Genomic DNA, 25,641 nt, shown 5'->3' on the forward strand with positions numbered 1-25,641 from the left:
CATCAGCCCGCGCCGGGCCGAGCGAAGGCGAGGCAGCCGCATATCAGACACAGCCGGACACAGTCCGCCATCAGCCCGCGCCGGGCCGAGCGAAGGCGAGGCAGCCGCATATCAGACACAGCCGGACACAGTCCGCCATCAGCCCGCGCCGGGCCGAGCGAAGGCGAGGCAGCCGCATATCAGACACAGCCGGACACAGTCCGCCATCAGCCCGCGCCGGGCCGAGCGAAGGCGAGGCAGCCGCATATCAGACACAGCCGGACACAGTCCGCCATCAGCCCGCGCCGGGCCAGGGAAGACAAGGCAGCGCCTGATGGGCGTCCAGCGCCGCGAACATGCTCACATGATCGAAACGCTAGATTGGTCTCGTGTCGGCGCCTTTGGAAGCGGTCAAACAGACCATGCGAACGCGCTGGCCGTTGTACCTGACATCGATGCTGCTGGCGAATGCTTTCGGCGCGGTTCTGGTGTGGGCGTTCATCCAGTACGGGCTGCCGGTCCCCGAGGGTGAGGCCTCCGGGGCCAGGCGCACCGGCCTGCTGATCCCGGCCCTGGTCTTCGCGACCGGCGGCCTGCTCAGCATGGCCGCCTCCGCGCTGATGCTGCGTCCGGTGATGCGCTGGCAGATGCGCGGCGGACCGCCAAGCCGCCAAGAGCAGATGGCCGCGCTGCACGCGCCGCTACGCCAGGCGATCCTGCATCTGGCACTGTGGCTGATCGGCGGCGCGATCCTCGCGGCGGTCATCATCAAGGACACCCCCGCGCTGGCGGGAGCGGTCATCATCACCGAATGCATGGCCGCCACCATTGTGTTCGGCTTCACCTACATGCTGGGCGAACGCATCCTACGCCCGGTCGCGGCCCAGGCGCTGACCGAGGGAATCTTCGACCACACCCTCACCCCGGGCGTCGGCACCAGGATGGCGATGACCTGGGGCATGGGTACCTTCGCTCCGACCATCGCCATCGTGCTGCTGTGCGTCACCCAGATCTCCTCGGAGGTGAAGTTCTCCGCGCAGTCGCTGGCCATCTCCATCCTGCTGCTGTGTGGCGTGGTGATCATGCAGGCCCTCGCGCTGTCCATGCTCACCGGCTCCAGCATCTCCGACCCGGTGCGCCAGCTCAGCCAGGCCATCGACCGCGTGCAGGGGGGCGCGCGCGACGTGCAGGTCGAGGTCTTCGACGGCAGCGAGATCGGGTTGCTGCAGGTCGGCTTCAACCGGATGATGGAGGAGGCCGCCAAGCGTCGTCAGCTGCAGGAGTTGTTCGGCCAGCACGTGGGCGAGGAAGTGGCGCAGCGCGCGCTCGACTACGGCACCGAGCTCGGCGGCGAGACCCGGTTCGTCGCGGTGCTGTTCGTCGACATGGTCGGTTCCACCGCGACCGCCGCCGAGCGTCCGCCGACCGAGGTGGTGAGCCTGCTCAACGAGTTCTTCCGGATCGTGGTCGATGTGATCGACCGCCACAACGGCTTCGTGAACAAGTTCGTCGGTGACGCGGCGCTGGCCATCTTCGGCGCGCCGCTGGACCGGCCGGACGCGCCGACCGCCGCGCTGGCCGCCGCGCGCGAACTGCGCGAAACCCTGCGGGAAGTTCCGGGTCTCGATATCGGAATCGGCGTTTCGGCGGGTCTCGCCGTCGCCGGAAATATCGGTGCCGCAAACCGTTTCGAATACACCGTGATCGGAGACCCGGTCAATGAGGCGTCCCGACTCACCGAACTGGCCAAGGACCGGCCCGGCCGGACACTTGCCTCGGGCAGCGCACTGTATTTCGCCGATGAAAGCGAGCAGGACCAGTGGGAGACCGGCGACGAGGTACAGCTGCGCGGCAGGCGCAAAAAAACGCTGTTGGCCTGGCCGAAAGACGGGGCCGACGCACGCGACGATGCAGACGCCGAAACGGTGCGTTCGTTAGGCTGACGGTGTGACGGCCAACGGGGAACTGGCAGGACAACCTGCGCCGCCGCCCACGGCGGATTCCCGCCGTGGCAAATTCTGGTGGCTCAAATGGGTGCTCGGGGTCGCCCTGCTGGCGTTGCTCATCGCCGAGGGCGTGTATCTCTGGCCGCGCCTGCACGAATCATGGCGAAAACTCACCGAGATACATTGGGGCTGGGTGGCGGCCTGTATCTGGATGCAGGCGTTGTCGATGAGCGGCTTCGCGAGGGTGCAGAAACAACTGCTCAACGCGGGCGGCGTCGCGGTCAGCCAGCGCAAATCCGTCGCGGTGGTCTACGGCGCGACCGCCATGTCGGTGACCCTGCCGGCGGGCCAGGTGTTCTCCACCGCCTTCACCTATCGGCAGACCAGGCGCTGGGGCGCGAGCCCGATCGTCGCCTCGTGGCAGCTGGTCTTCTCCGGCGTGGTCGCCGCAGTGGGTCTGGCGCTGCTCGGCGTGGGCGGAACACTGCTGGCGGGTGGCCGGGTCGGCCCGTTCAAGCTGATCCTCTCGCTGGCCGCCGTCGCCGCGCTGGTCTGGGCGGGCAACCATATGTCGCGCCATCCCGGCTTGCTGGACACACTGCTGCGCAGGCTGCTCACGCTGGCCAACCGATTGCGCAAGCGCCCGCCGGACCAGGGCGCCGGCAAGATCGCCGAGGTGCTCGGCCAGCTGGAATCGGTCGACCTCGGCAAGCGTGACGGCGCATGGGTCACCATGTGGGCGCTGGTGCACCGGTTCGCCGACGTGGCCTGCCTCGGTGCGGCGTGTTACGCGGTGGGCGCCGATCCGCGAGTCGCCGGCCTGCTGCTCGCGTTCACCGTGGGCAAGGCGGTCGGCTCGATTCCGTTCGCGCCCGGTGGCATCGTCTATGTCGACGCGACGCTGATATACGGCCTCACCGCGGCCGCCGGACTGCCCGCCGCACAGGCAGTTGCCGCGGCGTTCGTGTACCGGCTGGTGAGCTTCATCTTGGTCGCCATCGTCGGCTGGATCGTGTTCCTGTTCCGGTTCCGCACCCGGCAGGCCGACGACGCCGAGTTCGAAAAGGAATTCGAACAGCGGCGACTGTAATCCGATGCGGCAGCGTTTCGGCGATTGACCGCCGGCGAGCAGGCCCCCGCGACCGTGGTGTCGGAAGGTGCGGTCCAAGTGCGCCCACTACGCTTTCCCGCGTGAGGAAACTGGTGCCGTTGGTGGCGGACGCGATGCTCGTCGTCCTCTTCTGTGTGATCGGCAGGCGCAGCCACGACGAAGCGGTACTGCCCGGACTGCTGCGCACCCTGTGGCCCTTTGCGATCGGACTCGCGGCCGGCTGGACCATCGCCGTCACGGTCGGCCGACAGATCGGCAAGACCGGCCATGAGCGGTTCGACGGCGTTGCCCCGTGGCCCACCGGAATCCTGGTCTGGCTCGGCACCCTCGGCGGCGGCATGCTGCTGCGTGTGGTGAGTGGTCAGGGAACAGCATTCAGTTTCGTGCTGGTCGCGAGCGCGGTGCTCGCGCTGTTCCTGCTCGGCTGGCGCGCGGCGATCAAAGCCTTGAATTGATCAAGGCTCCGGGGTCGCCAGCGCCTGCAGCATCCTGGCCGCCATCCGGGCCGTCGCGTCGCCGCTGTCCACGTCGCTGATGTGGATCGCGAAGGCCAGATCGCCCATGGTCCCGATGAGCCAGCCGTCCGGGCCCGCGGTCGCGGCGAACGCGTTGACGTCCCGGTAGCGCCGCACGCTCGCGAGTTCGGGCGCGTTCGTCGCGTCGCGCAGCCTGCCACGCAGCCGGTCGGCGGCCTCGGGCGACAGCGGACCGAGCTGTGCGTCGGTGGTACTCGGCCGGGCGACCTCGATCATCGGCGGCGGCACCGAGCCGCGCGCGACGGCTGCCGCGGCGATCGCCATTCCGAATGGGCTGGCCAGCACCGCGTCCGAACCACCGCCCTGGCGCACCTGTTCGGCGCTGCGTCCCGCGATCGCGGGCCTGCCGGTCACCTCATCGAGGCCGGGCACTTTGAAGTCGATGCCGACCCCGAGGGCGGTCGCCGCTTCGGCCGCGTCCTGCACCGAGACGTCCTGCGGCGGCTTGCCTTTTGCCGCTGCGGCGACGAGACGGAACAGGTCGATGTTGCCGCCGACCGGGTAGAGCCCGGTGAACGCCACCGGACCGTGCTCGGTGGCGTAACTGTTCTGCGCGACCGCGACCACCGCGCCGCTGGATGGCTGGATCGCCACGATCGAGGCCGGCGTGCCCACGCTGACCACCGCGTCCTCGGCGGCGCGCTGCAGGCGCTGGTCCATGGTGCCCGCGATGTCCGGCCCCGGCGGGCCCTGCTGACCTGCGAGCTGACCGACGAACCGTCCGTCCTGCTCGAAAAGCTGGACACCCCACCCGGAGTGTGCCTCCTGGCTTTCCTGCTGCACCTTGCGCAGCGCGTCCAGCATCGGCGACCAGACCCGGCGGTCGGCGGAGATCAGCCGCGGCTGCTTCTCCATGACCACACCGGGAATCGGCGCCATCCGCGGTTCCAGGATGGCGAAATCGCCCTCGCGCAGATTCACCGCGACCACCGGCTTGCCCTGCGAGGCGGCCAGCTGTTGCATGAGCGATCCCCCGGTGATCAGTGGCGCGACCGGCTCGATGGCCTTGGCCAGCGCGTCGGACGAGGCGACCGGGTCCGGCGTCTTCGCGGGGTCGAGCTTGATCACGTTGATGATCTGCTCGGTCATCAGCGGCTCACCGGCGATGTCGTTGACCCGAGGCGCGGGCGACGGCAGAGTCCGCACCAGCCGAACGTTCCGATTGTGCGAAAGCTGCGGCATGACGATCGAGGGCTCCCAGGAGATCCGCCAGCCGATGGCCAGCTTGCGGATATTGCCCTGCAAGCTGTAGGTCCAGGTCTTCTGCTCACCGAAGGTCCAGTCGACGTCCATGCTGAAGATCCCGGACTGGGCGTCGAGACCGATGAATTGGGTCGTTCGGTAGTCGACCTTGCCCGGATTGAGGCCCTCAAACATTTGCTTCAAAGTTGCTGAAGCCGCCGTGGGGTACGACGTCAGGTCCGCCGCCTTGGCGTAGTCCCGATCGTCGAGCAGATCGGCGAAGCGTTCGACAACGGTCTCGGCTTCACTCTGCTTCTCATGTATCCCGCACGAGCCGATCCCGATCGCGAGCGATGCCACCCCCATGAGTGCCATGACGCCCCGAACGCGAAAGCGGCGAGATCCCCACACATCCATATCGCCCACTCTTCACTCTTGTCACTCCAGTAACAAGACCACCGTACCCGAAAAGACCTGTCCGTTTCGCCTCCGTCATACGGACGTTATCCATGCTCAGCATCCCAATTGTGCCCGAAACCTTCCATTTCGGGAGACCGTTCACGATCTCGTCCACGTACCCGGCGCCGCTACCGTACCGGCCTCCGCACGAAGTCGCGCACTTACTCCCGTTCTCGGTGATTGTGTCTTTATGGGTACCCCGAGCGCGCCGTTCCAAGCGCCGCAGTCGAGGACCGAATCTTGTTCGCGCAGGGCGGAACCGCTCGTCTGCTTTGCGACGTAATCTTGTAATCAATGAAAGCGCAGCACCACAGTAGGTAGGTGATTCTCATGAGAAACGCACACCGAGGACGGGGTTTCGGACGACCAGGAGGCTGGCAACAGGCCGACCTGCCAGACCCCGCGGACGTGCCCGACTGGTTCGCCGGACGGTTGCCAAGCGACTGGTTCACCGGTCCGCCTGTCATCGAGGTGGATCGGGACGAGATCGTCGTCATCGGCGAGCTGCCGATCCCGCAACCCGACAAGCCACCGGCCGCCGGCGAAGGCGATGCGGAAGCACCGACCGACGAAGTTCCCCGCGCGACCAAAGAGGGCGCCGTCGCCCGGTTCCGTGAGTCCACCCGTCCGGCCCGCATGCAGATCGCGAACGAGGCTCAGCACCGCTACCGGCGCAATGTCGCCTGGGGTGTCTCGGTGGACGGGGAACGGATCATGTTCACCCACCTGGCCGTTCCTGTCATGACCCGGCTGCGTCAGCCGGAACGAAAGGTGCTCGACACCTTGGTCGACGCGGGCGTCGCCCGCTCCCGTGCCGACGCGCTGGCCTGGACGGTGAAACTGGCGGGCAAACACGCGGAGTCGTGGCTGGCGGAACTGCGCGACGCGATGCGCAAAGTGGACGACCTGCGTTCGGAAGGGCCGCAGGGGCTGTAGGTCGGTCGGGTCTAGTGTTGCGTGCATGGCTGTGACTGTCGACGCGACGCCGGGCCCGATCCTCGTCCTCAACGGCCCCAATCTGAACATGCTCGGCACCCGCCAGCCGGAGGTGTACGGGTCGACGACGCTCGACGACGTCGTGGAACTGTGCAAGCGGACCGCGGCGAGATTCGACAGGGAGATCGTCGCCTTCCAGTCCAATTCCGAGGGCGCTCTGATCGATCGAATCCATCAGGCGCGCGGCACCGAGTCGGGCATCGTCATCAACCCCGGCGGCCTCACCCACACCTCGGTGGCGCTGCGGGACGCACTGGTGATTCCGGAGCTCCCCATCGTCGAGGTGCACATCAGCAACGTGCACGCGCGAGAGGAGTTCCGGCACCACTCCTACATCTCCCCGATCGCCACCGCGGTGGTCGCGGGGATGGGAATCCAGGGCTACGCTACCGCGATCGAATTCCTCGCCCGCTCGGCGTGATCCGGTCGAGTTCGCCTCGATCGGGCTCGATGAACCCGGCGACACCGGCGATTCATCACTTGATCTGAAACACCGGAAAGCCGGGTGCGATGGCGGCAAGCTCCTCGTCGGTGGCATCTTTGGTCACGCCCTCGAAGAACTTGCCAACCTCCCAGCCCCACTTCCGCAGGTAGAGCCGCAGCAGCGGCACCTTGTCGGCGTCGGCGATCTCGGTGGCGGTGAACGCCTCGACTTTGCGACCGAGCCGCAGCTCGCCGCCCCCCGCCGCACGCAGGTTACGCACCCATTGTGTGTGCCCACGCGGTGCGACGAGGAAGCGGGCGCTGTCCTCCCGCACCATCAGGTTGACCATCGTGGTCCGCCACTCGCCGCTCTTACGTCCGCGAACCGCGAGCAGGCGCGGCCCCATCACGCTGATCCCCAGCCTGGGTAGCAGATTGGCGATCCGGTTCACAATCGGATCGATACCCGTGGGGCCGATGTAGCGGGTGCCGAGATCCATGACTTACCGGATCGTGCGCGTCCGGCCTCTTGCCGGAGTCACACTCTTCGTTCGCCACTCGCGTGTTCGCGCCGCACTCTGACTGGTAGTCGTACAGGGCTCGCCGACCCCCGCCCCACCGGTCGGATTGGTCTACATGGGTAATCGCCACTTCCGGCTCATCGGATCGGCAGCAGCAGTCCACACTCGGGGCGAGGGCCGTGAATCCGCCGGTCGCTCTCGGCGATGGCGACGTCGTCGATGCCGGCCTCACGGCGGCGCATCAGCCCGTCTTCGGCGAACTCCCACAATTCGTTGCCGTGACTGGGCGGATCATCGCCGACGAGCTGTCTCAGCGGGCGTGGATCGCGGCACGCGAGCCGCAGGTGTGGATCGGCTAGGACTCCGGCGTTCACGCGTCGCCGCGCATCAACGCATAGGTGGAGACCGCCGTACCCGCCTGCTCACTGGCGGCAATGGCCTTGCGCCAGAACGCCTGTGCCGTATGCGAGAAGGTGGCGTCGACACCGACTTCCTCGCTCGCGTCGATGATGTGCTGCGCGCCTGCGTCCATCATCTTCAGACTCGCCAGCGTGGCCCAGCCGCCATTCTGGTTGGCCACCGAGAATTCCTCCATGAAGTAAGGGAACGCGGCGGCCGAGCGGATCGCGAACGGAACGAAATTCGCGATGTCGTGGCCGGAGCGATCGATCACCGCGGTCGCCTGGTCGAAGGCGAGCAGCCAGGGATGGAAAATGATCAGCAGGGCCTGGTAGAAGACCTGGGCCAGACCGTCGTCGGCGCCGAGGTACTCCTGCGGGCTCAGCGGACGCAGCAGCTCGGCGTGCGCGTCGAACACCTCGCGTGGACCGCTGTAGAAGATGTACGACGCCGGGTGCGTGATGTTGTCACCCGCCGACATGACGCCGCCGGAGAGGAACTGTGCGCCGTGCGAGCGGACCCACTCCGCACCCTTTCGCGCCTTCTCGGGGGAATCCGAGGACAGGTTCGCGATCACCTTGCCCTCGAGGTGTCCGGTCGCCTGGGCGAGCACGTCATACATGGCGGCGTAGTGGGTGAGGCTGAGCACCGTGACCTCGTTGGCTTCGAGCGCGTCGCCGACGGTCGCGGCGCGCTTCGCACCGAGTTCGACCATGGCGTCGATCTTGTCGGGGCTGCGGTTCCATACCGTCACCTCGACGCCCGCGTCCAGGAATGCCCGGACCATGGCCTGGCCCATCGGACCGAGGCCGATGACGGAGACGGAGCGGGGGGTCTGCTCGGACATGAGGTGTCCCTTCAGTTCTCGTTCGGTTGTTGTCGGCGCCGGGGTCCATGGTCGTTGCCGCAGGTAGAGTCGGGAAGACCGAACGTCGGGGTGTGGTTGCTTACCTCGAGGTTCGACATGAGGTCAAAGGAGCGCGGTGGACATGAACAGTGACGCGGATCACGATGTGTGCGGCATGACGGTCGCGATCGATGTCGTCGGCGGCAAGTGGAAACTGCATCTGATGTGGGTGCTCGGCGCGGGCCCGCAGCGCTTCGGCCAGATCCGCCGCCTGCTCGACGGCGTCAGCGAGAAGGTCCTCGCCGAAAACCTGCGCCAACTCGAGTCCGGCGGTGTAGTGCACCGCGAGGTCTACGCCGAGGTCCCTCCGCGCGTCGAATATTCCCTCACTCCACTCGGCGAGGAATTGGCCGTCGCCCTGCGTCCGCTCGAGGAGTGGGGCGAGAGGCATCGGCACGAACTCGCCGCGAACCTCCTGGCGTCCGCGGGTTAAACCGGATTGTCGACCGCGATCCGCGCACCGATGCGCTCGAGCAGTGCCGCCGCGTCGGCCATCGATCGGCCGGGATCGGGTTCCAGGTCGGCGAGCGCATAGCAGCACGCGAAGCCCGCGTCCCGAACCTCTTGGGGCGCAAGCAAAGTGCGGCCGACAACGGCAATCGCCTTGACACCCACCGCACGTGCCGCCGCGCACACGCCGACCGGCGCCTTGCCGTGCAGACTTTGCCGGTCGAGTGATCCCTCGCCGGTGATCACGAGGGCGGCGGTGGCGAGCAGCGCAGGAAAGTCGAGAAGTTCGAGCACAACTTCGATGCCGCTGCGCACCTGCGCATCGAGCACGGCGAGTGCGCCGAAACCGGTTCCGCCCGCGGCGCCCGCGCCGGGGCGGAGTGCGAATTCGGGGCCTGCGACGCGTGCCCAGGTGGTGAGCGCCGATTCGAGGACGTCGAGTTCGGCGGGGCCCGCGCCCTTCTGCGGTGCGTACACCGCGACGGCGCCGGTCGGTCCGAGCAACGGATTGTCGACGTCACAGGCCAGGGTGAAGGTCGTGCCGGCGACCGCGGGATGCAGCCCGGAGCGGTCCACGTGCGCGGCGCGTGCCAGAACGGCTCCGCCGGTGGGTAATGCCCGCCCGGCGGAGTCCAGGATGCGGACGCCGAGCGCTTGCAGCATGCCCGCGCCGCCGTCGGTGGACGCGCTGCCGCCGAGACCGAGCACGATGTCGGTGACGCCGTTGTCCATGGCGTGCGCAAGAACCACGCCGAGCCCGTAGGTGCTCGCGCCGAGCGGATCGTACCGCCCACCGGGTATTCTCGCCAAACCGACCACCGCGGCCAGTTCGACGACGGCGGTCGATTCAAGCCTCGCGTAGGCGGTGCGGCACGGCACACCGGTAGGCCCGGGAGCGGTCAGTTCGACGCGCGTCCAGCCCGCGGCGACGAACGCCTCGACCGTACCGTCACCGCCGTCGGCGACCGGCACCTGCCGAATGTCCGCTTCCGGCGCGACCCGTGCGAAACCCGCGGCAAGGGCCGCCGACACCTGCGGTGCGCTGAGCGATCCTTTGAATTTGTCCGGGGCGAAAATCACCCGGGGTGCGGACATGCGCGTCATCTCCATATTGTCGGGTGCCGCAGGGGCAACCGCACGACGGCCCTCGATCAGCTCGCTGGCAGCGGAGCCTGGTCGGCCTGGGTGATGGTGACCTGCCCGGTCCTCAGATAGGTCAGCACCGCGTCGTCCACGGCGGCATTGCCGCGGCCGAAGGTGCCGTGGTCGCCGCCGTCTACGGTGATCAGCGCACCGTTCAGCGCCTTCGCCATGGCCGGGCCACCCTCGTATTTGGTCAGCGCGTCGTGGCGGCTCTGCAGTACCAGCGGCGGGGTGCGCAGGCCGGCCCCGGTGATCCGCACCGGCTTCGTCACCGGTTTCCAAGCACCACAGGCCATCCCGGATCGGACCAGGTCGGCGCGCGCGTCCATCGCGTCGCCGCCGGAAGCGATGGTGCCGACCGCTGCGCCGAGCAGCTCCGGCCTGCCTGGCACGGCGTTCTCGTTGCAGGTGACGGCGGCGAAGACGAAACGGCCGGTGGGGTCGGCCGAGGTCGCGCCCTCGATGGCCCGCAGCCGCTGTACGTTCGCCGGGTCGACGGCCACGTCGGCCATCGCGCGGGCGAAAATCGGCCAGAACGTGCGCGTGTAAGTGGCGACAGCCGTCGCGCCGAGCAGCGGCACCTGCGCCGACACGCCGCCGGAGACCAAGGTGCGCAACAGGTTCTGCAATTTGCCCAGCTGTTCGACGCTGCCGTTGTAGCCGTCACGCGCGATCTCGGCGAGCGGCTCGGGCAGCGCGCCGGGCAGATCGGCGACACTCGCGGGCGGCGGGGTCAGGTTCGCGTACCAGCCGCCGCCTTGATCGGCCGCCAGCCGGACCCAGTTCCGGTAGACCCGCAGCGCCGTGTCGCCGAGGTGGTATTCGCCGTTGTGCTCGCCGATCCAGGCGAACAGGTCGTCGAGGCGCTGTTTGCCCGCCACCTGTTGCTGGGCGAACTCCTCGGTCCACACCCAGTCCGGGTTGACATTGGAGTCCAGGATCATCCGGTCCACCCGTTCGGGGAACAACGCCGCGTACACCGCGCCGAGATAGGTGCCGTAGGACGTGCCGAGGTAGCTGATCCGCTCCAGCCCGAGCGCGGCGCGCACGGCGTCCAAGTCGCGCGCGGTGTTCTCGGTGGTGATGGTGTCCAGGTAGCCGGGGCGTGCGGCGTCGCAGGCCCTCTTGATGGCATCGCGGTCGCCGCCACCAAGCGAAACCCGATCTCCCTCTGCGGTTTTCGCGCCCGCCGCGCAGTCGAGCTGCGTAGCCCAGCGCAGCCCGCGCGGCTGGACGGCGACGAGGTCGTAGTGCGCGCCGAGGTCGGTGGGGAACACCTCGGACCTTCGCGCCCAGTAGTCCAGTGCGTCGGCGCCGGGGCCGCCGGGATTGGCGAAGAGGACGCCCGAGCGCTCGCCGCTCGCCGCGATCCGGCTGACGGTCAGCTCGATCTTCGGCCCGCTCGGCTCGGCATAGTTCATCGGCACGCTGACGACAGCGCACTGCACGCCGCGACCGGCCGTCACGGCGTGGTCGGGACACGCCCCGAACACCGTGCCCGGCTCGGCGTGCACGAGGCCGGTGACGATCGATCCCCCGAGCAGGCTCGCGGTGACCACGGTGACCACGGTGGCCGCGATCCGCGAAATGCGCGGTGTCCTCATCATGTTGCGTACCTCCCCGGGCGTGCCCCGCTCGCGCGAGGATGCCTCGATCAAGAGCATTCTGCGCAGACCCGCGCCGACAGACAAGTCGGCGGCGGAATTTCGCCCGGTCGACCTGGTGGTTACCCGGTTGCCAACGCACCGGAGTAGCGTCGAGCCATGTCGACCGAGGTCAGCAACAACACCGCACTGGAACGCTTCGAGATCTACGTCGACGGTGCGATCGCAGGCTATGCCGAATACCAGGACACCGCGTCCGAGCGGGCGTTCGTGCACACCGAGATCTACCCGCGCTACGAGGGCCAGGGCTATGCACGGCTGCTGGTCGAAACCGCGCTGAACAGCACCCGCGACGACAAGCTCGGCGCGCTGCCGATGTGCCGGACGGTCCATCACTTCATCGAGACCCGCCCCGAATACCTGACGATGGTGCCGCACTGGGCCCGGGACCGGCTGAACCTGCCCCTGTGAGCGGACGAACATCGATACAGCCTCAGCAGGGCATGCCGGAGCCGAGCGTCAGCGAGGTGCAGGCGTGATCCCTCAGTACACCGCGACGGCGCCGTCCAACGCCTGTTGCAGGTCCTCGCGCACCAACCGGGCGATGTCACCGGGCCGGGTCGGCAGGTCGAGCACCGGCACGCCGAAATAGAAGCTGGCCGACTTCGCCTCCTCCCGTGTCGGCTGCACCGTCGGATCCGGGCGCGGCCCGTAGCTCAGCCCGATGGACAGCAGCACCGGCTCGGCACCGAGCTTCATCGCGCGGAACGCGATGTGCCCGATCCCGCTGCCAACGGCCTGCACCTTGGTCGGATCGACATCGTTGCAAGTGCCCTCCGGGAACACCGCGACGCCGTCGCCACGGGCCATCCGCTCGGCGCAGACGTCCATCATGTGCTGACCGGCCGCGTTCACCGCGCGGATGCCGTGGTCCTTGCCACGGAACACCGGGATGCCGCCCATCATGTCGATCTTGCGCCGTTGGTCGGGTGCCACGAACAGCTCGTCCTTGGCCAGCACGCGCACCCGCCCGATCACCGGCCGCAGCCCGCTGCGCCAGGCCGCGGCCGCGACGGTGTAGGGGTCGTTCTCGGACAGGTGGTTGATGGCGATCAGCAGCGGCCGCCCCTGCGCGAGCACCCTGCGGAGCAGTTCGCGCGCGCCGTCGGCGTAGGCGACACGCGGATGGTATCGACGGCCGAGAATGGCGTACGCTCCCCAAGCCTTCAGTCGATTCTGGCGGTGCTCGCGATAGAAGTCGTACACGCTGTCGCTGTTCTCGAGTCGCACCTCGGGCGGTTCCATGATCTGGACTCTACGATGCCGGAGAACCGGCGCGACGGGCGCCGACATCCGCTCGGGCAAATCCGAAAGACAGAAGTCCGTCGCAGAAGGCGCATTGTGGGCGAACAGCTGAGATGATGTCGTGGTGGCACGCGCAGAAGACCCGGACGATCGGCAAACTCGCGGCGGGCACGGTGACCGCAAACGGCGCGATTTCCGGCACGGCGAGCAGGTGGTGCGCGCGGGAACCCTGCTGGTATCGGCCACCGAACTGGTCGAACCCACCTTCCGGCGCACCGTCGTCTACATCATCGAGCACAACGAGGCGGGCAGCTTGGGGGTCGTGCTGAACCGTCCGAGCGACACGGCCGTGCACGACGTGCTACCCCGCTGGACCGACGCGGTCGCCGCGCCGCGCACGCTGTTCATCGGCGGCCCGGTGAAACGGGACGCGGCGCTGTGCCTCGGCACCGTCCGGGTCGGCGCGCGGATCGAGAACGTGCCAGGACTGCGCCGCATCGACGGCCGGGTCGTCCTGGTCGACCTGGATGCCGACCCCCAACGGGTCGGCCCCCTCGTCGAGGGCATCCGGGTCTTCGCCGGCTACGCGGGCTGGACCGTCGGGCAGCTGGAAGGCGAGCTGGAGAACGACGACTGGATCGTGCTGTCGGCGTTGCCGTCCGATCCGATCAGTACCGGCCGCCCCGACCTGTGGGCACACGTGCTGCGCCGCCAGCCGCTGCCCCTCTCCCTGCTCGCGACCCACCCGATTGAACTCGAACGCAACTGAGTACGTGTACTCCTCGAAGGGATAGCAGGAGACACGGTATGAGACATGACAACTGGTCCGGCAAAACATGAGTAACTTATCGAATACGACCGATAACCAGCCCCGCAACACAAGCAGAGAGGCACCTACTTGTGCGCAGAATACGCGGAGCGGCGGACAAGCCGAACAAGCCGGACAATCAAGCGGAGTTGATGCGGGTTCTCTATCGCGACCATGCCACCGCACTGTGGCGGTACACGCTTGGTCTGGTCCGAGACCCGGGCCGAGCCGAGGACATCGTGCAGGAGACATTGCTGCGGGCGTGGCAACGCCCGAACGTCTTGGATCAATCCACTACGTCGGCGCGGGCGTGGCTGTTCACCGTGGCACGCAATCTCGTGGTCGATGAGCATCGCAGCGCCCGCAACCGGCGCGAGTTCCGCACCGACAGTCCGCCCGAACAGCCGACGCCCGACCAGTCGGACCGCGCGCTGGACGGCTGGCTTATCGCGGACGCCCTGGGCAGGCTCAGCGGCGACCACCGTGAGGTGATCGTGCGTGCCTACTATCGAGGGCTTTCCACTCACCAGATCGCCGAAGAACTCGCCATCCCGGCGGGCACGGTGAAATCCCGAATGCACTACGGCATGCGGGCGTTACGACTGGCACTTCAGGAGATGGGGGTGACGAATCAATGATGGACCTCACCGACGACTACACCACGTGGGATGCGCCGTATGTGCTCGGCTCCCTCACCCGGGCCGAGCGCCAGAAGTACGAGGAGCACTTGGCGGGCTGCCCCGACTGCCAGGCCGCGGTGACCGGACTGGCAGGCATGCCCGGCATGCTCGGCTTGGTCGACACCGAGACCGCGCTGGCGATGATCGGGCCCACCGAGTCCGACGCGGCCGAGGCCGTGCCGCCGATGCCGCAGCTGCTACCCCGGCTCGCCGACGCGGCCGAGCGGCGCCGCCGCCGCAGCCGGTGGGTGCCCATCGGCACAGCGGTGGCGGCGGCCGCTGCCGCGGTGGCGATCGCGGTGCCCATCGCCGTCACAGTGACCGGGTCGGACAAAACGGGCACCTCAGAGCAGGTCTTCGCCCAACGCCGGATGGAGCCGCTGGAGCCGACGCCGGTCTCGGCGAGCTTCAAACTCGTTCCGGCCGGAGACAAGACGCGCGTCGTGATGTCCTGCAGCTACGCACCGAGCGACCAGCGCTACAACTGGCCCCTCGCCCTGTACGTCACCCACAATGACGGACAGCAGCAGGAACTCGGCCGATGGCCCGCGTCCCCCGGCACCGAGCTGACCGTCGATTACACCATCGACGGCCCGCCCGACCAGGTCCGCACCGTCGAGATCCGGTCGGCGGCCAGCGGCAAGGTGTTGCTGGCCGGAACGGTCTGATCAATCGAACGATCCCCCGCCGATACTTCTTCGGCGGGGGATCGTCGGTGCGGCAACCGATCAGCGCGCCGCTCCCCTGGTGCGGCGTTTCGATGCGATATTCGTTTGTCGCGCGGGGTGATTCGACTAGATGTCGAGATCCTCGATCTTCGGCCCCTCGGCCACGTCGACCACCCGCCGGTAGAACTTGTCGGGCAGTTGCCCCTTCAACTCATCGAGCGAATCCACCACGACGAAGAGGAACTCGCCCCAATCCTGTTGTCCGACGCCGAGCAGACGGCGCCAACTCTTCGGGTCCTTCCAGTCCTTGAGCAAATTCGCGCCCGCGTCGGTGGGGTACTCGTCCCAGTTCGAGTACTGGGCGTGCATCACATACTTGCCTTTGCGGGTGCGATACACCCGGACGTGCTCGATACGAGTGTCGTTGACGTCGCGCCACTCCCCGAGCAGGGTGCCGGAGAACCGGACCTGCCGAACGCCGTCGCGACCCACGCCGAGCACAATCTCGTCGTAGCCCTCCAGCCTGCCCTCTTCGAGTTCGATGAACCGGCGCAGCGCCGTGACCACCGCCCCGGAGAGGTTGCCGCCGACCAGCTCCTGCGCGCGCTGGAAGAGCCGGAGGTCGTCATCGGCAACATAGATCGTCTTGTTGGGCATGAGCTCATTATATGTAGATGTATACGTACATGCAAGATTGTTTCGGTCCAGAGTTGAACCATCCGGGGTTCTCATCCGTATCCACTCGTGTACGCAATCTCGCGGGTGCTCGGCAGCAGGCCGTGTACAGGAAGGAGCGCCGATGCAGACCCGAGTAGTCGACTATCTGGTGCAAGCAGTTTCAGCACTGGGCGTGCGCCATATCTTCGGGGTCGACGGCGCCAATATCGAGGATCTGTACGACGCGATATTCGACGCGTCAGGCGATGTCACCGGCGTGGTCGCCAAGCACGAGTTCTCCGCGGCCACCATGGCCGACGGCTACGCCCGCTCGACCGGCGGAATCGGTGTGGTCGCGGCGACATCCGGCGGCGGCGCCATGAATCTCGTTGCCGGACTTGCCGAATCGTTCGCCTCGCGGGTTCCGGTACTCGCCCTGGTCGGGCAACCGCCCACCGCGCTGGAGGGCAACGGCGCCTTTCAGGACACCAGCGGGCGGGCAGGAACCATCGACGCGGTACGCCTGTTCGGTGCGGTAAGCACCTACTGCGCGCGCGTGAAGACCGGCGCCGACCTACCCGATCAGGTGGCCAGGGCGGTCGGCGCTGCCCGCCGCGGCGGGCCCGCGGTCCTCCTGCTGCCCAAGGACGTGCAGCAGGAGGACATCGGCGAAGTTCCGCCGCTCCGGTTTCCCGCCGAGAACTATCGGCGGGACGAGGCCGGACTCGGCAAGGTGCGCGACGCGCTCACGACGGCCCGGCGCACCGGGAAGATCGTGATCATCGCCGGTGACCAGGTCGCCCGCGACAACGCGCGCGACGCGCTCGCCCGCCTGGCCACCGTCCTCGACGCCGCCGTAGGAGTCGCCCCCGACGCCAAGGACACCTATGACAACGCCGACCCCGGATTCCGCGGTGTCGCAGGCAGCATGGGCCACCCCGAGCTGATCGTGGCCGTCCGCTCCGCGGCACTGTGCCTGCTGGTTGGCACACAACTGCCGATCACCGCACGGACCGGTCTGGAGGAACTCGGCGGCACAGTGGCAAGCATCGGCGTCGCGCCGCCCTATACCCCGGCCGTCCACGCCACCAGTACCGACCTGTCGCGCACGCTGGCCGACTTGGCCGACGAACTGGACACTGGTGCAATGGCTTCCGAGCGTGGTCACGTCGCACCTGCACCGACGCCGCTGCGGGTGCCCGAATCCTCGGGTCCGGGCCTGCGCTACCGGGACCTGGTCGAGACGATCGACGCCGCACTGCCGGACGGCACGGACGTGTTCGCGGACGCGGGCAACACCGGCGCCTCCGTCGTGCACCACCTCCGGGTACCGCGGGGCGGACGGTTCACCGTGGCGCTCGGCATGGGCGGGATGGGTTACGCGTTCGGCGCGGGGATCGGCTCATCCTTCGCACGGCACCGGACGGCGAGCGGCGTGCGGCGCACCGTTGTCATCGCGGGCGACGGCGCGTTTTTCATGCACGGCATGGAGGTGCACACCGCGATCGAGCACGCGCTGCCGATCACCTTCATCGTGCTCAACAACAACGCGCACGGCATGTGCGTGACCAGGGAACAGCTGTACTACCGGGATCGATACAGCTTCAACAGATTCCAGCCCGCGCACATCGGCACCGGTGTCGGCGGCATGTTCCCCGGGCTGGCAACATTCTCCGTGCGCACCACCGACGAACTCCCCGACGCGCTGCGTCGCTGCTGGGAAACCGAAGGGCCGTCGTTCCTTTCGATCGACTGCGACCCCGACGAGATCCCTCCGTTCCTTCCGTTCCTGACGACCATCGAACAATCCGAGGTCTCCCGATGAAACACACTCGCGACGCCTCGCCAGAGGCCGGTCGGGTACGGGAGTCCGCCACTGTGAGGAGTATCGCCGTGACCACAAGTTCCCTGCCCGCACTCGGTGACATCCCGGAAGATGCCGTTCCCGGTGTGCTGCGCATCGAGAACTCCGACAAGGACGCGACCACCCCGATCATCATGGACATGCTGCGGTCGGTGTATCCGCACGACCAGATCTTCGGCGAGTACTGCCCGGTGCAGGCGTATATCGACGCACCGCCGCGCGATGTGTACGAGTACCTCGCCGACACCCGGTCGCTGGAGGAGTGGACCTACAGCCTGCGCGGTTTCACCGAGACCGAGGAACCCGGGCTGTGGTTGGCCTACGACCGGCTCGGCGACGCGACCAAGATCTTCACCCGCACCGTCGCGAACCCGGACGCCATGACGGTGGACTACCACTGCGCCTGGGACCAGGGACAGCACCTGTGGATGATCTACCTGATGCGCGTGGTCGACGCGCAGGTCGTGTTCAACAAGCCGGGTTCGGTTGTGGTGTGGATGAATTGCAAGCATCCGTTCTACGACGAGAACCCCTATCCCGAGACCGCGCCCCCGAAGCGGCCGGTGTGGGTGGGCGACTTCTGGGACATGTTCTCGGCAGGCCATCAGCTGGAGATGGACAACCTCAAGGCGATCTGCGAGTACCGGGCAGCGCACGGCCTGCCCGTCAAGCCCGACTGGATGAAGTGAGGCGTCACCGATGAACTCCATGAACCCCGCTGGTCTGCCGACGGTCAGCCTGGTCGACGTGGCCAGCTACCTGCCCGGCGAGCCGGTCGGCACCGAGTACTTCACCCAGTTCGCGCGCTCGGAACGGATGGCGAAGAACGTCATGTTCCGCGCGCCCAAGGGCCGTCACCACGCAGCGCGAGACGAGACAGCGGTGGACATGGTCGAGCAAGCGGTCGCGCCGCTGATCGACCGCCACGGCGCCGACGTGATCGCCGATGTCGACGTGCTGATCACCCACACCCAGCTTCCGGACAATCCGGTGCTCGGCTGCGGCCCCGAGGTGGCGCGGCGGCTCGACATTCGTCCCTCGTTCGTCTACGACGTGCACAACGGGGGCTGCGCGGCGTTCGTGCACATGATGGCGATGGCTCGTATGGTGTTGCAGACGACCGACGCCCGCACCGCACTGATAGCGGCGACGCAGAATTGCGCGGGACAGGTGTTCACCCAGACCGACATCCGCAAGCTGGCCCAGGCGCCGGTGCCCGGTGACGGCTGCGGGGTCGGGCTGCTCGTGAAGGACGACAGCGCGCCGATCCTCGACATCGAATGCCAGACCTATCCCGAATTCGCCGGGGACATGGAATTTTCCACCAACGGCGAGCGCAAGTACTGGGAGCCGGGCGAGGGACAGGGCTGCGTCAGCTTCACCGAGTCCAAAATCACCAAGGTGTTCGCCCGCGGCAACCGCCTGGTCCCTGAGGTTGCGCTCGCGGTCTGCGACCGGATCGGTGTGCGTGGACGCGAGGTCGATACCTTCGTCACCAACCAGCCGAACCGCTTGTTCTTGCGCAACTGGCACGACGCGCTGGAGCTTCCGCCCGAACGGCACCCGGACACCTTCGACTCCTGTGGCAATCTCTTCGCCGCGGGGATCCCGGTGACCCTGGACGCGGAGAACCGGGCGGGCAGGCTGCGCAACGGATCGCTGGTGCTGATGGCGGCGTTCGCGCACGCGGGCGACTTCGCGGGCGCGGCGGCCGTCCGCTGGGGAGCCGCGCGATGAGCGTGCGCCTCGCCGACGACAGGTCGTCACGCCACCATCGTTCCCCGCGCGTGCAGCCCCATTTCGACTTGAATCTGAGCGAGAACCCGTTCCCACCACTGCCTTCGGTGTTGCGAGCGGTGAATACCACGCTGACGCAAGCGAACCGGTATCCAGAGTTCCTGCCTCGACGACTGCCCGCGGTGATCGCACAGCACGTCGGGGTGCGGGCGGATCAGGTAGTGGTCGGATCGGGCGCGACCGGTGTAGCGCTGCAGATCCTCCAATCGCTGACCACGCCGGGAGCCGGAATCGTCTACGGCGCACCGACCTTCGACGGCTATCCGATCCTGGCCGAGATGACCGGCGCCGAGGCCGTGCCGGTGCCGCTGGACGTCGCGGGCAATCAGGATCTGTGGGCGATGCAGCGGGCCATCGATCAGCGGATCGCGCTGGTGGTGGTGTGCCGCCCGCACAATCCGACCGGCACCGCGATCCCGGCTAGCGAGCTCAATGCGTTCCTATCCGGTGTTCCCGCCCGGGTGCCGGTGATTCTGGACGAGGCCTACGTGGAATTCCTCGGCGCCGCCGAATACGTCGACCCGCTGCGGCTGATCAGCGAACACCCCAATCTCCTTGTGCTGCGCACGTTTTCCAAGGCATACGGGTTGGCCGGACTGCGTATCGGGTATGCCTTCGGCAGCAGCGAGCTGATCGCGCGGGTCCGCAGGCTGCAGTTGCCGTTCGGGATGAATTCGGCGGCGGTGGCCGCGGTCTGCGCGTCCTACGCCGCCGAACCCGAACTCGCCGCGCGGACCATGCGGATCACCGCGGAGCGGGACTCCCTCCGCAGCGCGCTGTGCGACCGCGGTATGGCGGTGCCGCGCAGCCACGCCAACTTCCTATACCTGCCCGGGCCCGGCGTCGCGACAGCACTGCGCCGGGCCGGCATCACCGCGAAGTCCTACCCCGACGGGAGCGCGCGGATCGCGGTCGGCGATCCCGAGGCCGGTCACGCGGTACTGCGAGCGCTCGATGCACACGCCTTTCGCTCGGACATCGCCTAGGCCAGGGATATCGACTTGATCGCGGAGGTCGACTTCGTGCCGTCCCGGGAGTGATGGTCTGGTGGGGGCTCGCTGTGCAGCATGCGCGCGGGTTCCCTAAGCTCCTGCTCCTATGGCCCTCAGCGCAACTCTGCACAGCTTCGCCGTTCAACTGGCCGACGTCGATCGTGACGTCTATCAGGAGTTGGAGTTGCGAGTAGCGCGCCACCCGTCCGAAACAGCCGAGTTCATGCTGACGCGGCTGCTGGCCTACTGCCTCGAGTACGAGGAGGGCATCGCCTTCAGTGACGGCGGCGTTTCGTCTACCGACGAGCCCGCGGTGCTGGTGCGCGATCTCACCGGACGCCTCACCGCCTGGATCGAAGTCGGCGCACCCGACGCGGAGCGGGTGCACCGAGGCAGCAAACTGGCTGAACGCATCGCCATCTATACCCATCGCGAACCGGCCAAGGTGCTGGCGCAACTCGGCGGCAAGCGGATCCATCGCGCCGACGCGATTCCCCTCTACAGTTTCGATCGTGACTTCGTCGATTCCGCCGTCGCCGCGATCGAACGTCGCAACACCGTTACCCTGTCCATCACCGAGCGCCTGCTGTACCTGGACCTCAACGGTACGGGCCTGAGCACGTCGGTCGACGAGCACCGACTCTGATTGTCGCTGCCCCGGTCACTGCCGTTTCGATGAAGTGACCGCCGAAGACGAGGTGGCGAGGCACCCATCCGCGACGGATGCGTAATGATGGTGTGTCGTGGTGGATTACATGACGGTCTTCGACCGGGTCCGGGGTTCTCTACTGGGTGGAGCGGTCGGTGACGCGCTCGGGTGGCCTATCGAATTCCTGCAGCTGACGCAGATTCGTCAGCGGTATGGCGCCGAAGGCCTGACAGGTTTTCTACCGCAGTATGCCGAGGGGGCGCCGCAGCAGATTACCGATGACACCCAGATGACGCTGTTCACCGCGGAGGGGCTGTTGCGGTCCGAGCCGGGCGCCGACCCGGTGCCTGCGCTGCGACGGGCGTATCTGCGCTGGTTACAGACCCAGAGACAGGAGGAACCCGCAGCTGACACCGATGGGTGGCTGGCGAGTCTGCCGTTTCTGTATGCGGTGCGTGCGCCGGGAAATGCGTGCATGTCCGGGCTGGGTCAGCAGGCACGGGGATTTCTCGCACCGGGTCCGTTCGGCGAAAGCGGCCCGGTGAATCCCGGGTCGAAAGGATGCGGCACGGTGATGCGGTCCGCGCCGTTCGGACTGGCAGGTGTGGGGCCTGATCGTGCATTCGCCACGGCCGCGCGGGCCGCGCAGTTGACGCACGGGCATCCCACGGGATATGTCGCGGCAGGTGCGTTCGCGGCACTGGTCGATCGCGTGGTGAGCGGTATCGAGCTGTCAATTGCGGTGCAGCAGACTCGCACTCAGCTCGAGGCGTTTCCCGCCGGCGCGGAAACAGTGGCGGCGCTGACACGAGCGGTCGAGTTGTCCGAGCATCCGGCAGGTGCCGAGCAGGTCGAGCAGGTCGGCGCAGGGTGGGTCGCCGAGGAGTGCCTGGCCATCGCGGTGTACTGCGCCCTGCACGCGGCCAAGACCGGCGACGTGCGCGCGGCGCTGCTGCTGTCGGTGAACCATTCCGGTGACTCCGATTCCACAGGTGCGGTTGCCGGCAACCTGCTCGGCGCCATCCATGGTGTCTCCGGGCTACCGATGGATTGGGTATCCGCGGTAGAGGGGCGCGACGTGCTGGTCCAGGTCGCCGATGATCTCGTGATGAACTATCGGCTCGGCGACCGGTCGGCACTCGGTGCCCGGTATCCCCTCGACGAGGGCCTGTGAAGGTCGCGATCAGCCGCGCCTGCCACGCAGGTAATCGCTGACCACGGCGGCGCCGAGACCGTTGAGGTCGGGTGCCACGACACGACCACCGCTGCGGCGGGCCACCGAGTCGACGAACGCTGCCAGCCGGGGGTCCTCGCCGAGCATGAAGACCGTCACCGACGCGCCGAGCTTGGCCAGGGCGTCGACTTGGGCCATCGTCACGTCCAGGGTGCGCGGCCGCGGCGGCCAGCTGAAGTACGCCGCCCCGTCCGGCTCCAGGTGGGCCGTTGGCTCACCATCGGTCACTACGAGCACGACAGGCACCGCGTCCGGATGCCTGCGCAGGTGCTGTGCGGCCAGCAGCAGTGCGTGGTGCAGGTTGGTGCCCTGTTCCCACACCGCTTCCAGCGCGGTCAGCTCGCCGATATCGACGGTCGCGGCGTGCCGGCCGAAGGTGATCACGCTGAGCGCGTCGGAGCGGAACCGCGTGCCGATCAAGTGGTGCAGGGCGAGGGCGGTGCGCTTCATCGGCACCCACCTGCCGTCCTGCACCATCGACCAGGACGTGTCGACGCACAGTGCCACGGCTGCCCTCGACCGCCGCTCGGTTTCCATGATCTCGACGTCGGACACGTCCAGCGCGACACGGCGACTGCCCGTCGACGCCGACCGCAGCACGGCGTTGCGCACGGTTCTCGGCACATCCCACGGCTCGGTGTCGCCGAACCGCCACTTCCGCGCGGCACCGGTCGGCTCACCGGCCGCACCCGCCAAGGCCGTGTCCCGCTCACCACGCCGGGACCGCAACTGCCCGACGATTCGGCGCAGCGCCACCTCACCGAGCCGCCGCAAAGCCCTCGGCGTCAACCGAAGCGAGCCGTCCTTCGTCTGTTCGAACAAGCCCTGCCTGCGCAGTTCCCGCTCCAGCTCGGCCAGTCGGGCCGCGTCCACGCTCGCGTCGTCGCCGAGGTGGCGTGCCAGTGTGTCCAGATCGATGTCCTCCAGCCGGGCACCCGGATAGGACTGGCCGAGTTGCTCGGCGAGCGCATCCAGTTCGGCGAGGTCCTGCAGGGCCTGCGCGCCTGCACCGAGGCCGAGCGGGTCATGGCCGCGGAACCGCTGCTCGGAGTCCCAGTCCTCGCCCGGACGCAACGCCCGCAGGTTGGCGTCCAGCGCGGCGATCTGCTGGGCAATGGCCGGATCGCCGAACGCCTGGCCGATCAGCTCGGCCAGCTCCGCTCGCTGCTGCGCGGACATCGAGTTCATCATGCGTTGCGCGGCGGCGGCACGGGCGGCGAGCGCGTCGATCAGCTCCTCGGTGCTGCCGGGGTTCTCCGGGAAGAACCCGCCGTGCTCGGCCATGAAGTCGGCGAACCGCTGCTCGGTGTCCTCGCCCCTGGCATGTGCCGCGAGCAGGTCATTCAGGTCGGACATCATCTGCCTGACCCGCTCGACGTCTTCGGGCCCGGTGTTCTGCAGGGCCTGTTTCATGCCCTGGAAGCGGGATTCCAGCAGGTCCCGGCCGAGCAGGTCGCGGATCTTCTCGTAGTTCTTCCGGCCGGTTTCCGATCGCCAGCTGTAGTCGGTGAGCTCGTTGACGGCGGCCGCTGTGCTCGATGGCAGTGCGTCCAGCTGTGCTTCGGCGAACCTGGCGTCGTCGGACGGGTCGGGGAACAGTGCGCCGCGCTCGGCTTCCAGTGCCTGTTCCAGCAGTGCGCGGACCTGTTGCAGGGTGCCGTCCAGCCGGTGCCGCCGGGATATCTCGGAGCGGCGCTGCCACAGCCTGCGGGTCAGCTCCTCCAGCCCCGGCATGGTGCTGGTGCCGCGCCGCAACAGCTCCTGCAGTGCGGTGCGTGGCGAGCTGCCTTCCATCACCTCGTTCCCGATCTGGTCCAGCGCCTCCCGCAGGTCGAGCGGTGGCGCGAGCGGATCGGGCCCGTCGTGATAAGGCCCGTAGGAGTAGCGGTCAGGGGTTGTCATGGTGCCTCACCAAGATCGGGTGCGGCGGTGGTCACCCGCCGTACACCGCGATGTCGTCGTCGGAATCCTTAGCGACCTGGCGAGCCAGATAGAGGGCTTCCAGGGCGAACTCGACGGCTGCCGCGATCCGGGCAGGCGGGTCGGTGGCGTCCACGCCGAGCCGACCGGCGACCTCATGCAGGACGGGCAGTTCGGGCAACGCGGACAGGACTTGCTTGCCTGGCACGCGTTCGCCGGTGGTGACCAGGTGGCCTTCGCCGACCGCGTCGGCCAACGGCCGCAGGTTCAGACCGCCGAGCAGTTCCCTCGCGGTCTCGGAGAACGAGCGCCGCAGCAGGTGGGTGAGGTGTTCCTGCTCGCGTCCCTCTTCGCCGGACTCGAACTCCAGCTTGCCGCGCAACACCGCGGGCACGGATTCGAGATCGACGGGCCGTGCGACAGCGGGATGTTCCCCGGTGAGCGCTGACCTCCGGAGTGCGGCGGCGGACACCGTTTCGGCCGCGGCGACCGCGAACCGCGCGGACACACCGGACCGCTGATCGATCGCGGACGACTCGCGCAGTTGCCGCACAAACCGGGCCAGCACCTCGATCAGCGGATCCCCTACCTCGGCCACCAGTTCGGCCTCCTGGCGGACCAGGGCGACCTCGGCCTGAACGCTGAGCGGGTAGTGGGTGCGGATCTCCGCGCCGAACCGGTCCTTCAGCGGCGTGATGATCCGGCCTCGGTTGGTGTAGTCCTCAGGGTTGGCGGTCGCGACCAGCAGCACGTCCAGGGGCAGGCGGAGGGTGTAGCCGCGAACCTGGATATCGCGTTCCTCCATCACGTTCAGCAGCGCGACCTGGATGCGTTCGGCGAGGTCGGGCAGCTCGTTGATCGCCACGATGCCGCGGTGGGCGCGCGGCACGAGTCCGAAGTGGATGGTTTCGGGATCGCCGAGGCTGCGGCCCTCGGCCACCTTGACCGGGTCGACGTCGCCGATCAGGTCACCGACGGACGTGTCCGGCGTGGCGAGTTTCTCCGCGTAGCGCTCCGAGCGGTGTCGCCACGCGACGGGCAGGTCGTCACCGAACTCGGCGGCCAGCCTGCGACCGGCCGGGCTGATCGGGGCGAGCGGATGCTCACCCAGCTCAGCACCGGCGATCACGGGCGTCCACTCGTCGAGCAGGCCGACCACAGTGCGCAGCAGCCGGGTCTTGCCCTGGCCGCGCTCACCCAGCAGCACGACGTCGTGACCCGCGAGCAGCGCACGTTCCAGCTGCGGCAGGACAGTCCGGTCGAAGCCGACGATGCCGGGCCACGGGTCGCTACCGGAACCCAGAAGGGCCAGCAGGTTATCGCGAATCTCGGTCTTCACGCCACGCGGCAGGTAGCCGGCCGAGCGCAGCTCGCCCGCGGTCGTGGGCAAGTGTTCTGGAACTGTCACGAC

General features: G+C 67.8%; 25 protein-coding genes and 1 pseudogene. 16 read left to right on the forward strand and 10 right to left on the reverse strand.

Annotation, left to right across the window (positions count from 1 at the left end):
- Positions 1 to 401: 401 nt before the first annotated feature.
- From OHB12_RS23970 to OHB12_RS23980, 3 genes are all read left to right on the forward strand, one after another.
- Positions 402 to 1,922, forward strand: a complete 1,521-nt coding sequence (locus OHB12_RS23970; protein WP_327121377.1) for an adenylate/guanylate cyclase domain-containing protein — start codon at positions 402 to 404, stop codon at positions 1,920 to 1,922.
- Positions 1,923 to 1,926: 4 nt separating this feature from the next.
- Positions 1,927 to 3,015 carry a lysylphosphatidylglycerol synthase transmembrane domain-containing protein gene (locus OHB12_RS23975; RefSeq protein ID WP_327110835.1) on the forward strand — a complete coding sequence of 363 codons (1,089 nt, stop codon included), beginning with the start codon at positions 1,927 to 1,929 and terminating at the stop codon, positions 3,013 to 3,015.
- A gap of 101 nt (positions 3,016 to 3,116) precedes the next feature.
- The gene (locus OHB12_RS23980; protein WP_327110837.1) at positions 3,117 to 3,491 is read left to right on the forward strand and encodes a DUF3054 domain-containing protein; all 375 of its coding nucleotides are present in this window, start codon (positions 3,117 to 3,119) and stop codon (positions 3,489 to 3,491) included.
- On the opposite strand, the gene OHB12_RS23985 is transcribed toward OHB12_RS23980, so the two are convergent.
- Positions 3,492 to 5,129: an NTF2-like N-terminal transpeptidase domain-containing protein gene (locus tag OHB12_RS23985; protein ID WP_327110839.1), complete on the reverse strand. Its 1,638-nt coding sequence runs from the start codon at positions 5,127 to 5,129 to the stop codon at positions 3,492 to 3,494.
- A gap of 414 nt (positions 5,130 to 5,543) precedes the next feature.
- Here OHB12_RS23985 and OHB12_RS23990 point away from each other — a divergent pair, with 414 nt between their 5' ends.
- Together OHB12_RS23990 and aroQ are read left to right on the forward strand one after the other, a co-directional pair.
- On the forward strand, positions 5,544 to 6,149 hold the full coding sequence (locus tag OHB12_RS23990; protein ID WP_327110841.1) for a hypothetical protein: 606 nt from the start codon (positions 5,544 to 5,546) through the stop codon (positions 6,147 to 6,149).
- Between the two features lie 25 nt (positions 6,150 to 6,174).
- Positions 6,175 to 6,630 (forward strand): type II 3-dehydroquinate dehydratase, encoded by a 456-nt coding sequence (gene aroQ / locus OHB12_RS23995; protein WP_327110842.1) that lies wholly within the window; start codon positions 6,175 to 6,177, stop codon positions 6,628 to 6,630.
- Between the two features lie 55 nt (positions 6,631 to 6,685).
- Here the strand turns inward: aroQ and OHB12_RS24000 are convergent, their stop codons facing one another.
- The 3 genes and pseudogenes from OHB12_RS24000 to OHB12_RS24010 all read right to left on the reverse strand — a co-directional run bounded on the left by OHB12_RS24000 (position 6,686) and on the right by OHB12_RS24010 (position 8,399).
- The gene (locus OHB12_RS24000; protein ID WP_327110843.1) at positions 6,686 to 7,132 is read right to left on the reverse strand and encodes a nitroreductase family deazaflavin-dependent oxidoreductase; all 447 of its coding nucleotides are present in this window, start codon (positions 7,130 to 7,132) and stop codon (positions 6,686 to 6,688) included.
- 158 nt (positions 7,133 to 7,290) lie between these two features.
- Positions 7,291 to 7,437 (reverse strand): annotated as a pseudogene (locus OHB12_RS24005) (DUF1348 family protein); the annotation flags it as partial.
- Between the two features lie 86 nt (positions 7,438 to 7,523).
- A complete protein-coding gene (locus OHB12_RS24010) occupies positions 7,524 to 8,399 on the reverse strand; it encodes an NAD(P)-dependent oxidoreductase (protein ID WP_327110844.1) in 876 nt (291 codons plus the stop codon).
- A gap of 142 nt (positions 8,400 to 8,541) precedes the next feature.
- On the opposite strand from OHB12_RS24010, the gene OHB12_RS24015 reads away from it, so the two are divergent.
- On the forward strand, positions 8,542 to 8,892 hold the full coding sequence (locus OHB12_RS24015) for a winged helix-turn-helix transcriptional regulator (protein WP_442799836.1): 351 nt from the start codon (positions 8,542 to 8,544) through the stop codon (positions 8,890 to 8,892).
- Here OHB12_RS24015 and OHB12_RS24020 read toward each other — a convergent pair.
- Both OHB12_RS24020 and OHB12_RS24025 read right to left on the reverse strand, forming a co-directional pair.
- A complete protein-coding gene (locus OHB12_RS24020; RefSeq protein WP_327110847.1) occupies positions 8,889 to 10,013 on the reverse strand; it encodes a glycerate kinase in 1,125 nt (374 codons plus the stop codon). The two genes, OHB12_RS24015 and OHB12_RS24020, sit on opposite strands and share 4 nt — an antisense overlap.
- A gap of 47 nt (positions 10,014 to 10,060) precedes the next feature.
- Positions 10,061 to 11,659 (reverse strand): alpha/beta hydrolase, encoded by a 1,599-nt coding sequence (locus tag OHB12_RS24025; RefSeq protein WP_327110848.1) that lies wholly within the window; start codon positions 11,657 to 11,659, stop codon positions 10,061 to 10,063.
- Between the two features lie 156 nt (positions 11,660 to 11,815).
- Here OHB12_RS24025 and OHB12_RS24030 point away from each other — a divergent pair, with 156 nt between their 5' ends.
- The gene (locus OHB12_RS24030) at positions 11,816 to 12,127 is read left to right on the forward strand and encodes a GNAT family N-acetyltransferase (protein WP_327110851.1); all 312 of its coding nucleotides are present in this window, start codon (positions 11,816 to 11,818) and stop codon (positions 12,125 to 12,127) included.
- A gap of 72 nt (positions 12,128 to 12,199) precedes the next feature.
- On the opposite strand, the gene OHB12_RS24035 is transcribed toward OHB12_RS24030, so the two are convergent.
- The gene (locus OHB12_RS24035; protein WP_327110853.1) at positions 12,200 to 12,961 is read right to left on the reverse strand and encodes a lysophospholipid acyltransferase family protein; all 762 of its coding nucleotides are present in this window, start codon (positions 12,959 to 12,961) and stop codon (positions 12,200 to 12,202) included.
- A 124-nt stretch (positions 12,962 to 13,085) separates the two neighbouring features.
- On the opposite strand from OHB12_RS24035, the gene OHB12_RS24040 reads away from it, so the two are divergent.
- The 3 genes from OHB12_RS24040 (at position 13,086) to OHB12_RS24050 (ending at position 15,117) form a co-directional block, all read left to right on the forward strand.
- The gene (locus OHB12_RS24040) at positions 13,086 to 13,730 is read left to right on the forward strand and encodes a YqgE/AlgH family protein (RefSeq protein ID WP_327110855.1); all 645 of its coding nucleotides are present in this window, start codon (positions 13,086 to 13,088) and stop codon (positions 13,728 to 13,730) included.
- Positions 13,731 to 13,861: 131 nt separating this feature from the next.
- Positions 13,862 to 14,407 (forward strand): sigma-70 family RNA polymerase sigma factor, encoded by a 546-nt coding sequence (locus tag OHB12_RS24045; protein WP_327110857.1) that lies wholly within the window; start codon positions 13,862 to 13,864, stop codon positions 14,405 to 14,407.
- Positions 14,404 to 15,117, forward strand: coding sequence for an anti-sigma factor family protein (locus tag OHB12_RS24050; RefSeq protein ID WP_327110859.1), 714 nt, complete (start codon positions 14,404 to 14,406; stop codon positions 15,115 to 15,117). Before OHB12_RS24045 ends, OHB12_RS24050 begins: the two co-directional genes overlap by 4 nt.
- 126 nt (positions 15,118 to 15,243) lie before the next feature.
- On the opposite strand, the gene OHB12_RS24055 is transcribed toward OHB12_RS24050, so the two are convergent.
- A complete protein-coding gene (locus OHB12_RS24055) occupies positions 15,244 to 15,774 on the reverse strand; it encodes an EXLDI protein (protein ID WP_327110861.1) in 531 nt (176 codons plus the stop codon).
- A 142-nt stretch (positions 15,775 to 15,916) separates the two neighbouring features.
- Here OHB12_RS24055 and OHB12_RS24060 point away from each other — a divergent pair, with 142 nt between their 5' ends.
- The 6 genes from OHB12_RS24060 (at position 15,917) to OHB12_RS24085 (ending at position 22,250) form a co-directional block, all read left to right on the forward strand.
- Positions 15,917 to 17,599: a thiamine pyrophosphate-binding protein gene (locus OHB12_RS24060; protein ID WP_327110863.1), complete on the forward strand. Its 1,683-nt coding sequence runs from the start codon at positions 15,917 to 15,919 to the stop codon at positions 17,597 to 17,599.
- 68 nt (positions 17,600 to 17,667) lie between these two features.
- On the forward strand, positions 17,668 to 18,327 hold the full coding sequence (locus OHB12_RS24065) for an SRPBCC family protein (RefSeq protein ID WP_327110865.1): 660 nt from the start codon (positions 17,668 to 17,670) through the stop codon (positions 18,325 to 18,327).
- Positions 18,328 to 18,337: 10 nt separating this feature from the next.
- Positions 18,338 to 19,375 (forward strand): 3-oxoacyl-ACP synthase III family protein, encoded by a 1,038-nt coding sequence (locus OHB12_RS24070; protein ID WP_327110867.1) that lies wholly within the window; start codon positions 18,338 to 18,340, stop codon positions 19,373 to 19,375.
- Positions 19,372 to 20,421, forward strand: coding sequence for an aminotransferase class I/II-fold pyridoxal phosphate-dependent enzyme (locus OHB12_RS24075; RefSeq protein WP_327110869.1), 1,050 nt, complete (start codon positions 19,372 to 19,374; stop codon positions 20,419 to 20,421). The genes OHB12_RS24070 and OHB12_RS24075 overlap by 4 nt, the downstream gene beginning before the upstream one ends.
- A gap of 112 nt (positions 20,422 to 20,533) precedes the next feature.
- Positions 20,534 to 21,073, forward strand: a complete 540-nt coding sequence (locus OHB12_RS24080) for a YaeQ family protein (RefSeq protein WP_327110871.1) — start codon at positions 20,534 to 20,536, stop codon at positions 21,071 to 21,073.
- Between the two features lie 97 nt (positions 21,074 to 21,170).
- Positions 21,171 to 22,250: an ADP-ribosylglycohydrolase family protein gene (locus tag OHB12_RS24085; RefSeq protein WP_327110873.1), complete on the forward strand. Its 1,080-nt coding sequence runs from the start codon at positions 21,171 to 21,173 to the stop codon at positions 22,248 to 22,250.
- A gap of 9 nt (positions 22,251 to 22,259) precedes the next feature.
- On the opposite strand, the gene OHB12_RS24090 is transcribed toward OHB12_RS24085, so the two are convergent.
- A complete protein-coding gene (locus OHB12_RS24090) occupies positions 22,260 to 24,212 on the reverse strand; it encodes a vWA domain-containing protein (RefSeq protein ID WP_327110874.1) in 1,953 nt (650 codons plus the stop codon).
- 31 nt (positions 24,213 to 24,243) lie between these two features.
- The gene (locus tag OHB12_RS24095) at positions 24,244 to 25,638 is read right to left on the reverse strand and encodes an ATP-binding protein (RefSeq protein ID WP_327110876.1); all 1,395 of its coding nucleotides are present in this window, start codon (positions 25,636 to 25,638) and stop codon (positions 24,244 to 24,246) included.
- Positions 25,639 to 25,641 lie beyond the last annotated feature (3 nt).

The sequence above is a fragment of the Nocardia sp. NBC_01730 genome (assembly GCF_035920445.1).
GTDB lineage: Bacteria > Actinomycetota > Actinomycetes > Mycobacteriales > Mycobacteriaceae > Nocardia.

What these genes read in the sequence shown, in the direction of transcription:
- OHB12_RS24060 (WP_327110863.1), top strand. Translation starts at nt 15,917, where the DNA reads ATGCAGACCCGAGTAGTCGACTATCTGGTGCAAGCAGTTTCAGCACTG.
- OHB12_RS24030 (WP_327110851.1), top strand. Translation starts at nt 11,816, where the DNA reads ATGTCGACCGAGGTCAGCAACAACACCGCACTGGAACGCTTCGAGATC.
- OHB12_RS24010 (WP_327110844.1), bottom strand. Translation starts at nt 8,399, where the DNA reads ATGTCCGAGCAGACCCCCCGCTCCGTCTCCGTCATCGGCCTCGGTCCG.
- OHB12_RS24050 (WP_327110859.1), top strand. Translation starts at nt 14,404, where the DNA reads ATGATGGACCTCACCGACGACTACACCACGTGGGATGCGCCGTATGTG.
- OHB12_RS24070 (WP_327110867.1), top strand. Translation starts at nt 18,338, where the DNA reads ATGAACTCCATGAACCCCGCTGGTCTGCCGACGGTCAGCCTGGTCGAC.
- OHB12_RS24080 (WP_327110871.1), top strand. Translation starts at nt 20,534, where the DNA reads ATGGCCCTCAGCGCAACTCTGCACAGCTTCGCCGTTCAACTGGCCGAC.
- OHB12_RS24055 (WP_327110861.1), bottom strand. Translation starts at nt 15,774, where the DNA reads ATGCCCAACAAGACGATCTATGTTGCCGATGACGACCTCCGGCTCTTC.
- OHB12_RS24075 (WP_327110869.1), top strand. Translation starts at nt 19,372, where the DNA reads ATGAGCGTGCGCCTCGCCGACGACAGGTCGTCACGCCACCATCGTTCC.
- OHB12_RS23970 (WP_327121377.1), top strand. Translation starts at nt 402, where the DNA reads ATGCGAACGCGCTGGCCGTTGTACCTGACATCGATGCTGCTGGCGAAT.
- OHB12_RS24000 (WP_327110843.1), bottom strand. Translation starts at nt 7,132, where the DNA reads ATGGATCTCGGCACCCGCTACATCGGCCCCACGGGTATCGATCCGATT.
- OHB12_RS24025 (WP_327110848.1), bottom strand. Translation starts at nt 11,659, where the DNA reads ATGATGAGGACACCGCGCATTTCGCGGATCGCGGCCACCGTGGTCACC.
- aroQ (WP_327110842.1), top strand. Translation starts at nt 6,175, where the DNA reads ATGGCTGTGACTGTCGACGCGACGCCGGGCCCGATCCTCGTCCTCAAC.
- OHB12_RS24020 (WP_327110847.1), bottom strand. Translation starts at nt 10,013, where the DNA reads ATGACGCGCATGTCCGCACCCCGGGTGATTTTCGCCCCGGACAAATTC.
- OHB12_RS24015 (WP_442799836.1), top strand. Translation starts at nt 8,542, where the DNA reads ATGAACAGTGACGCGGATCACGATGTGTGCGGCATGACGGTCGCGATC.
- OHB12_RS24090 (WP_327110874.1), bottom strand. Translation starts at nt 24,212, where the DNA reads ATGACAACCCCTGACCGCTACTCCTACGGGCCTTATCACGACGGGCCC.
- OHB12_RS23985 (WP_327110839.1), bottom strand. Translation starts at nt 5,129, where the DNA reads ATGGCACTCATGGGGGTGGCATCGCTCGCGATCGGGATCGGCTCGTGC.
- OHB12_RS23990 (WP_327110841.1), top strand. Translation starts at nt 5,544, where the DNA reads ATGAGAAACGCACACCGAGGACGGGGTTTCGGACGACCAGGAGGCTGG.
- OHB12_RS24035 (WP_327110853.1), bottom strand. Translation starts at nt 12,961, where the DNA reads ATGGAACCGCCCGAGGTGCGACTCGAGAACAGCGACAGCGTGTACGAC.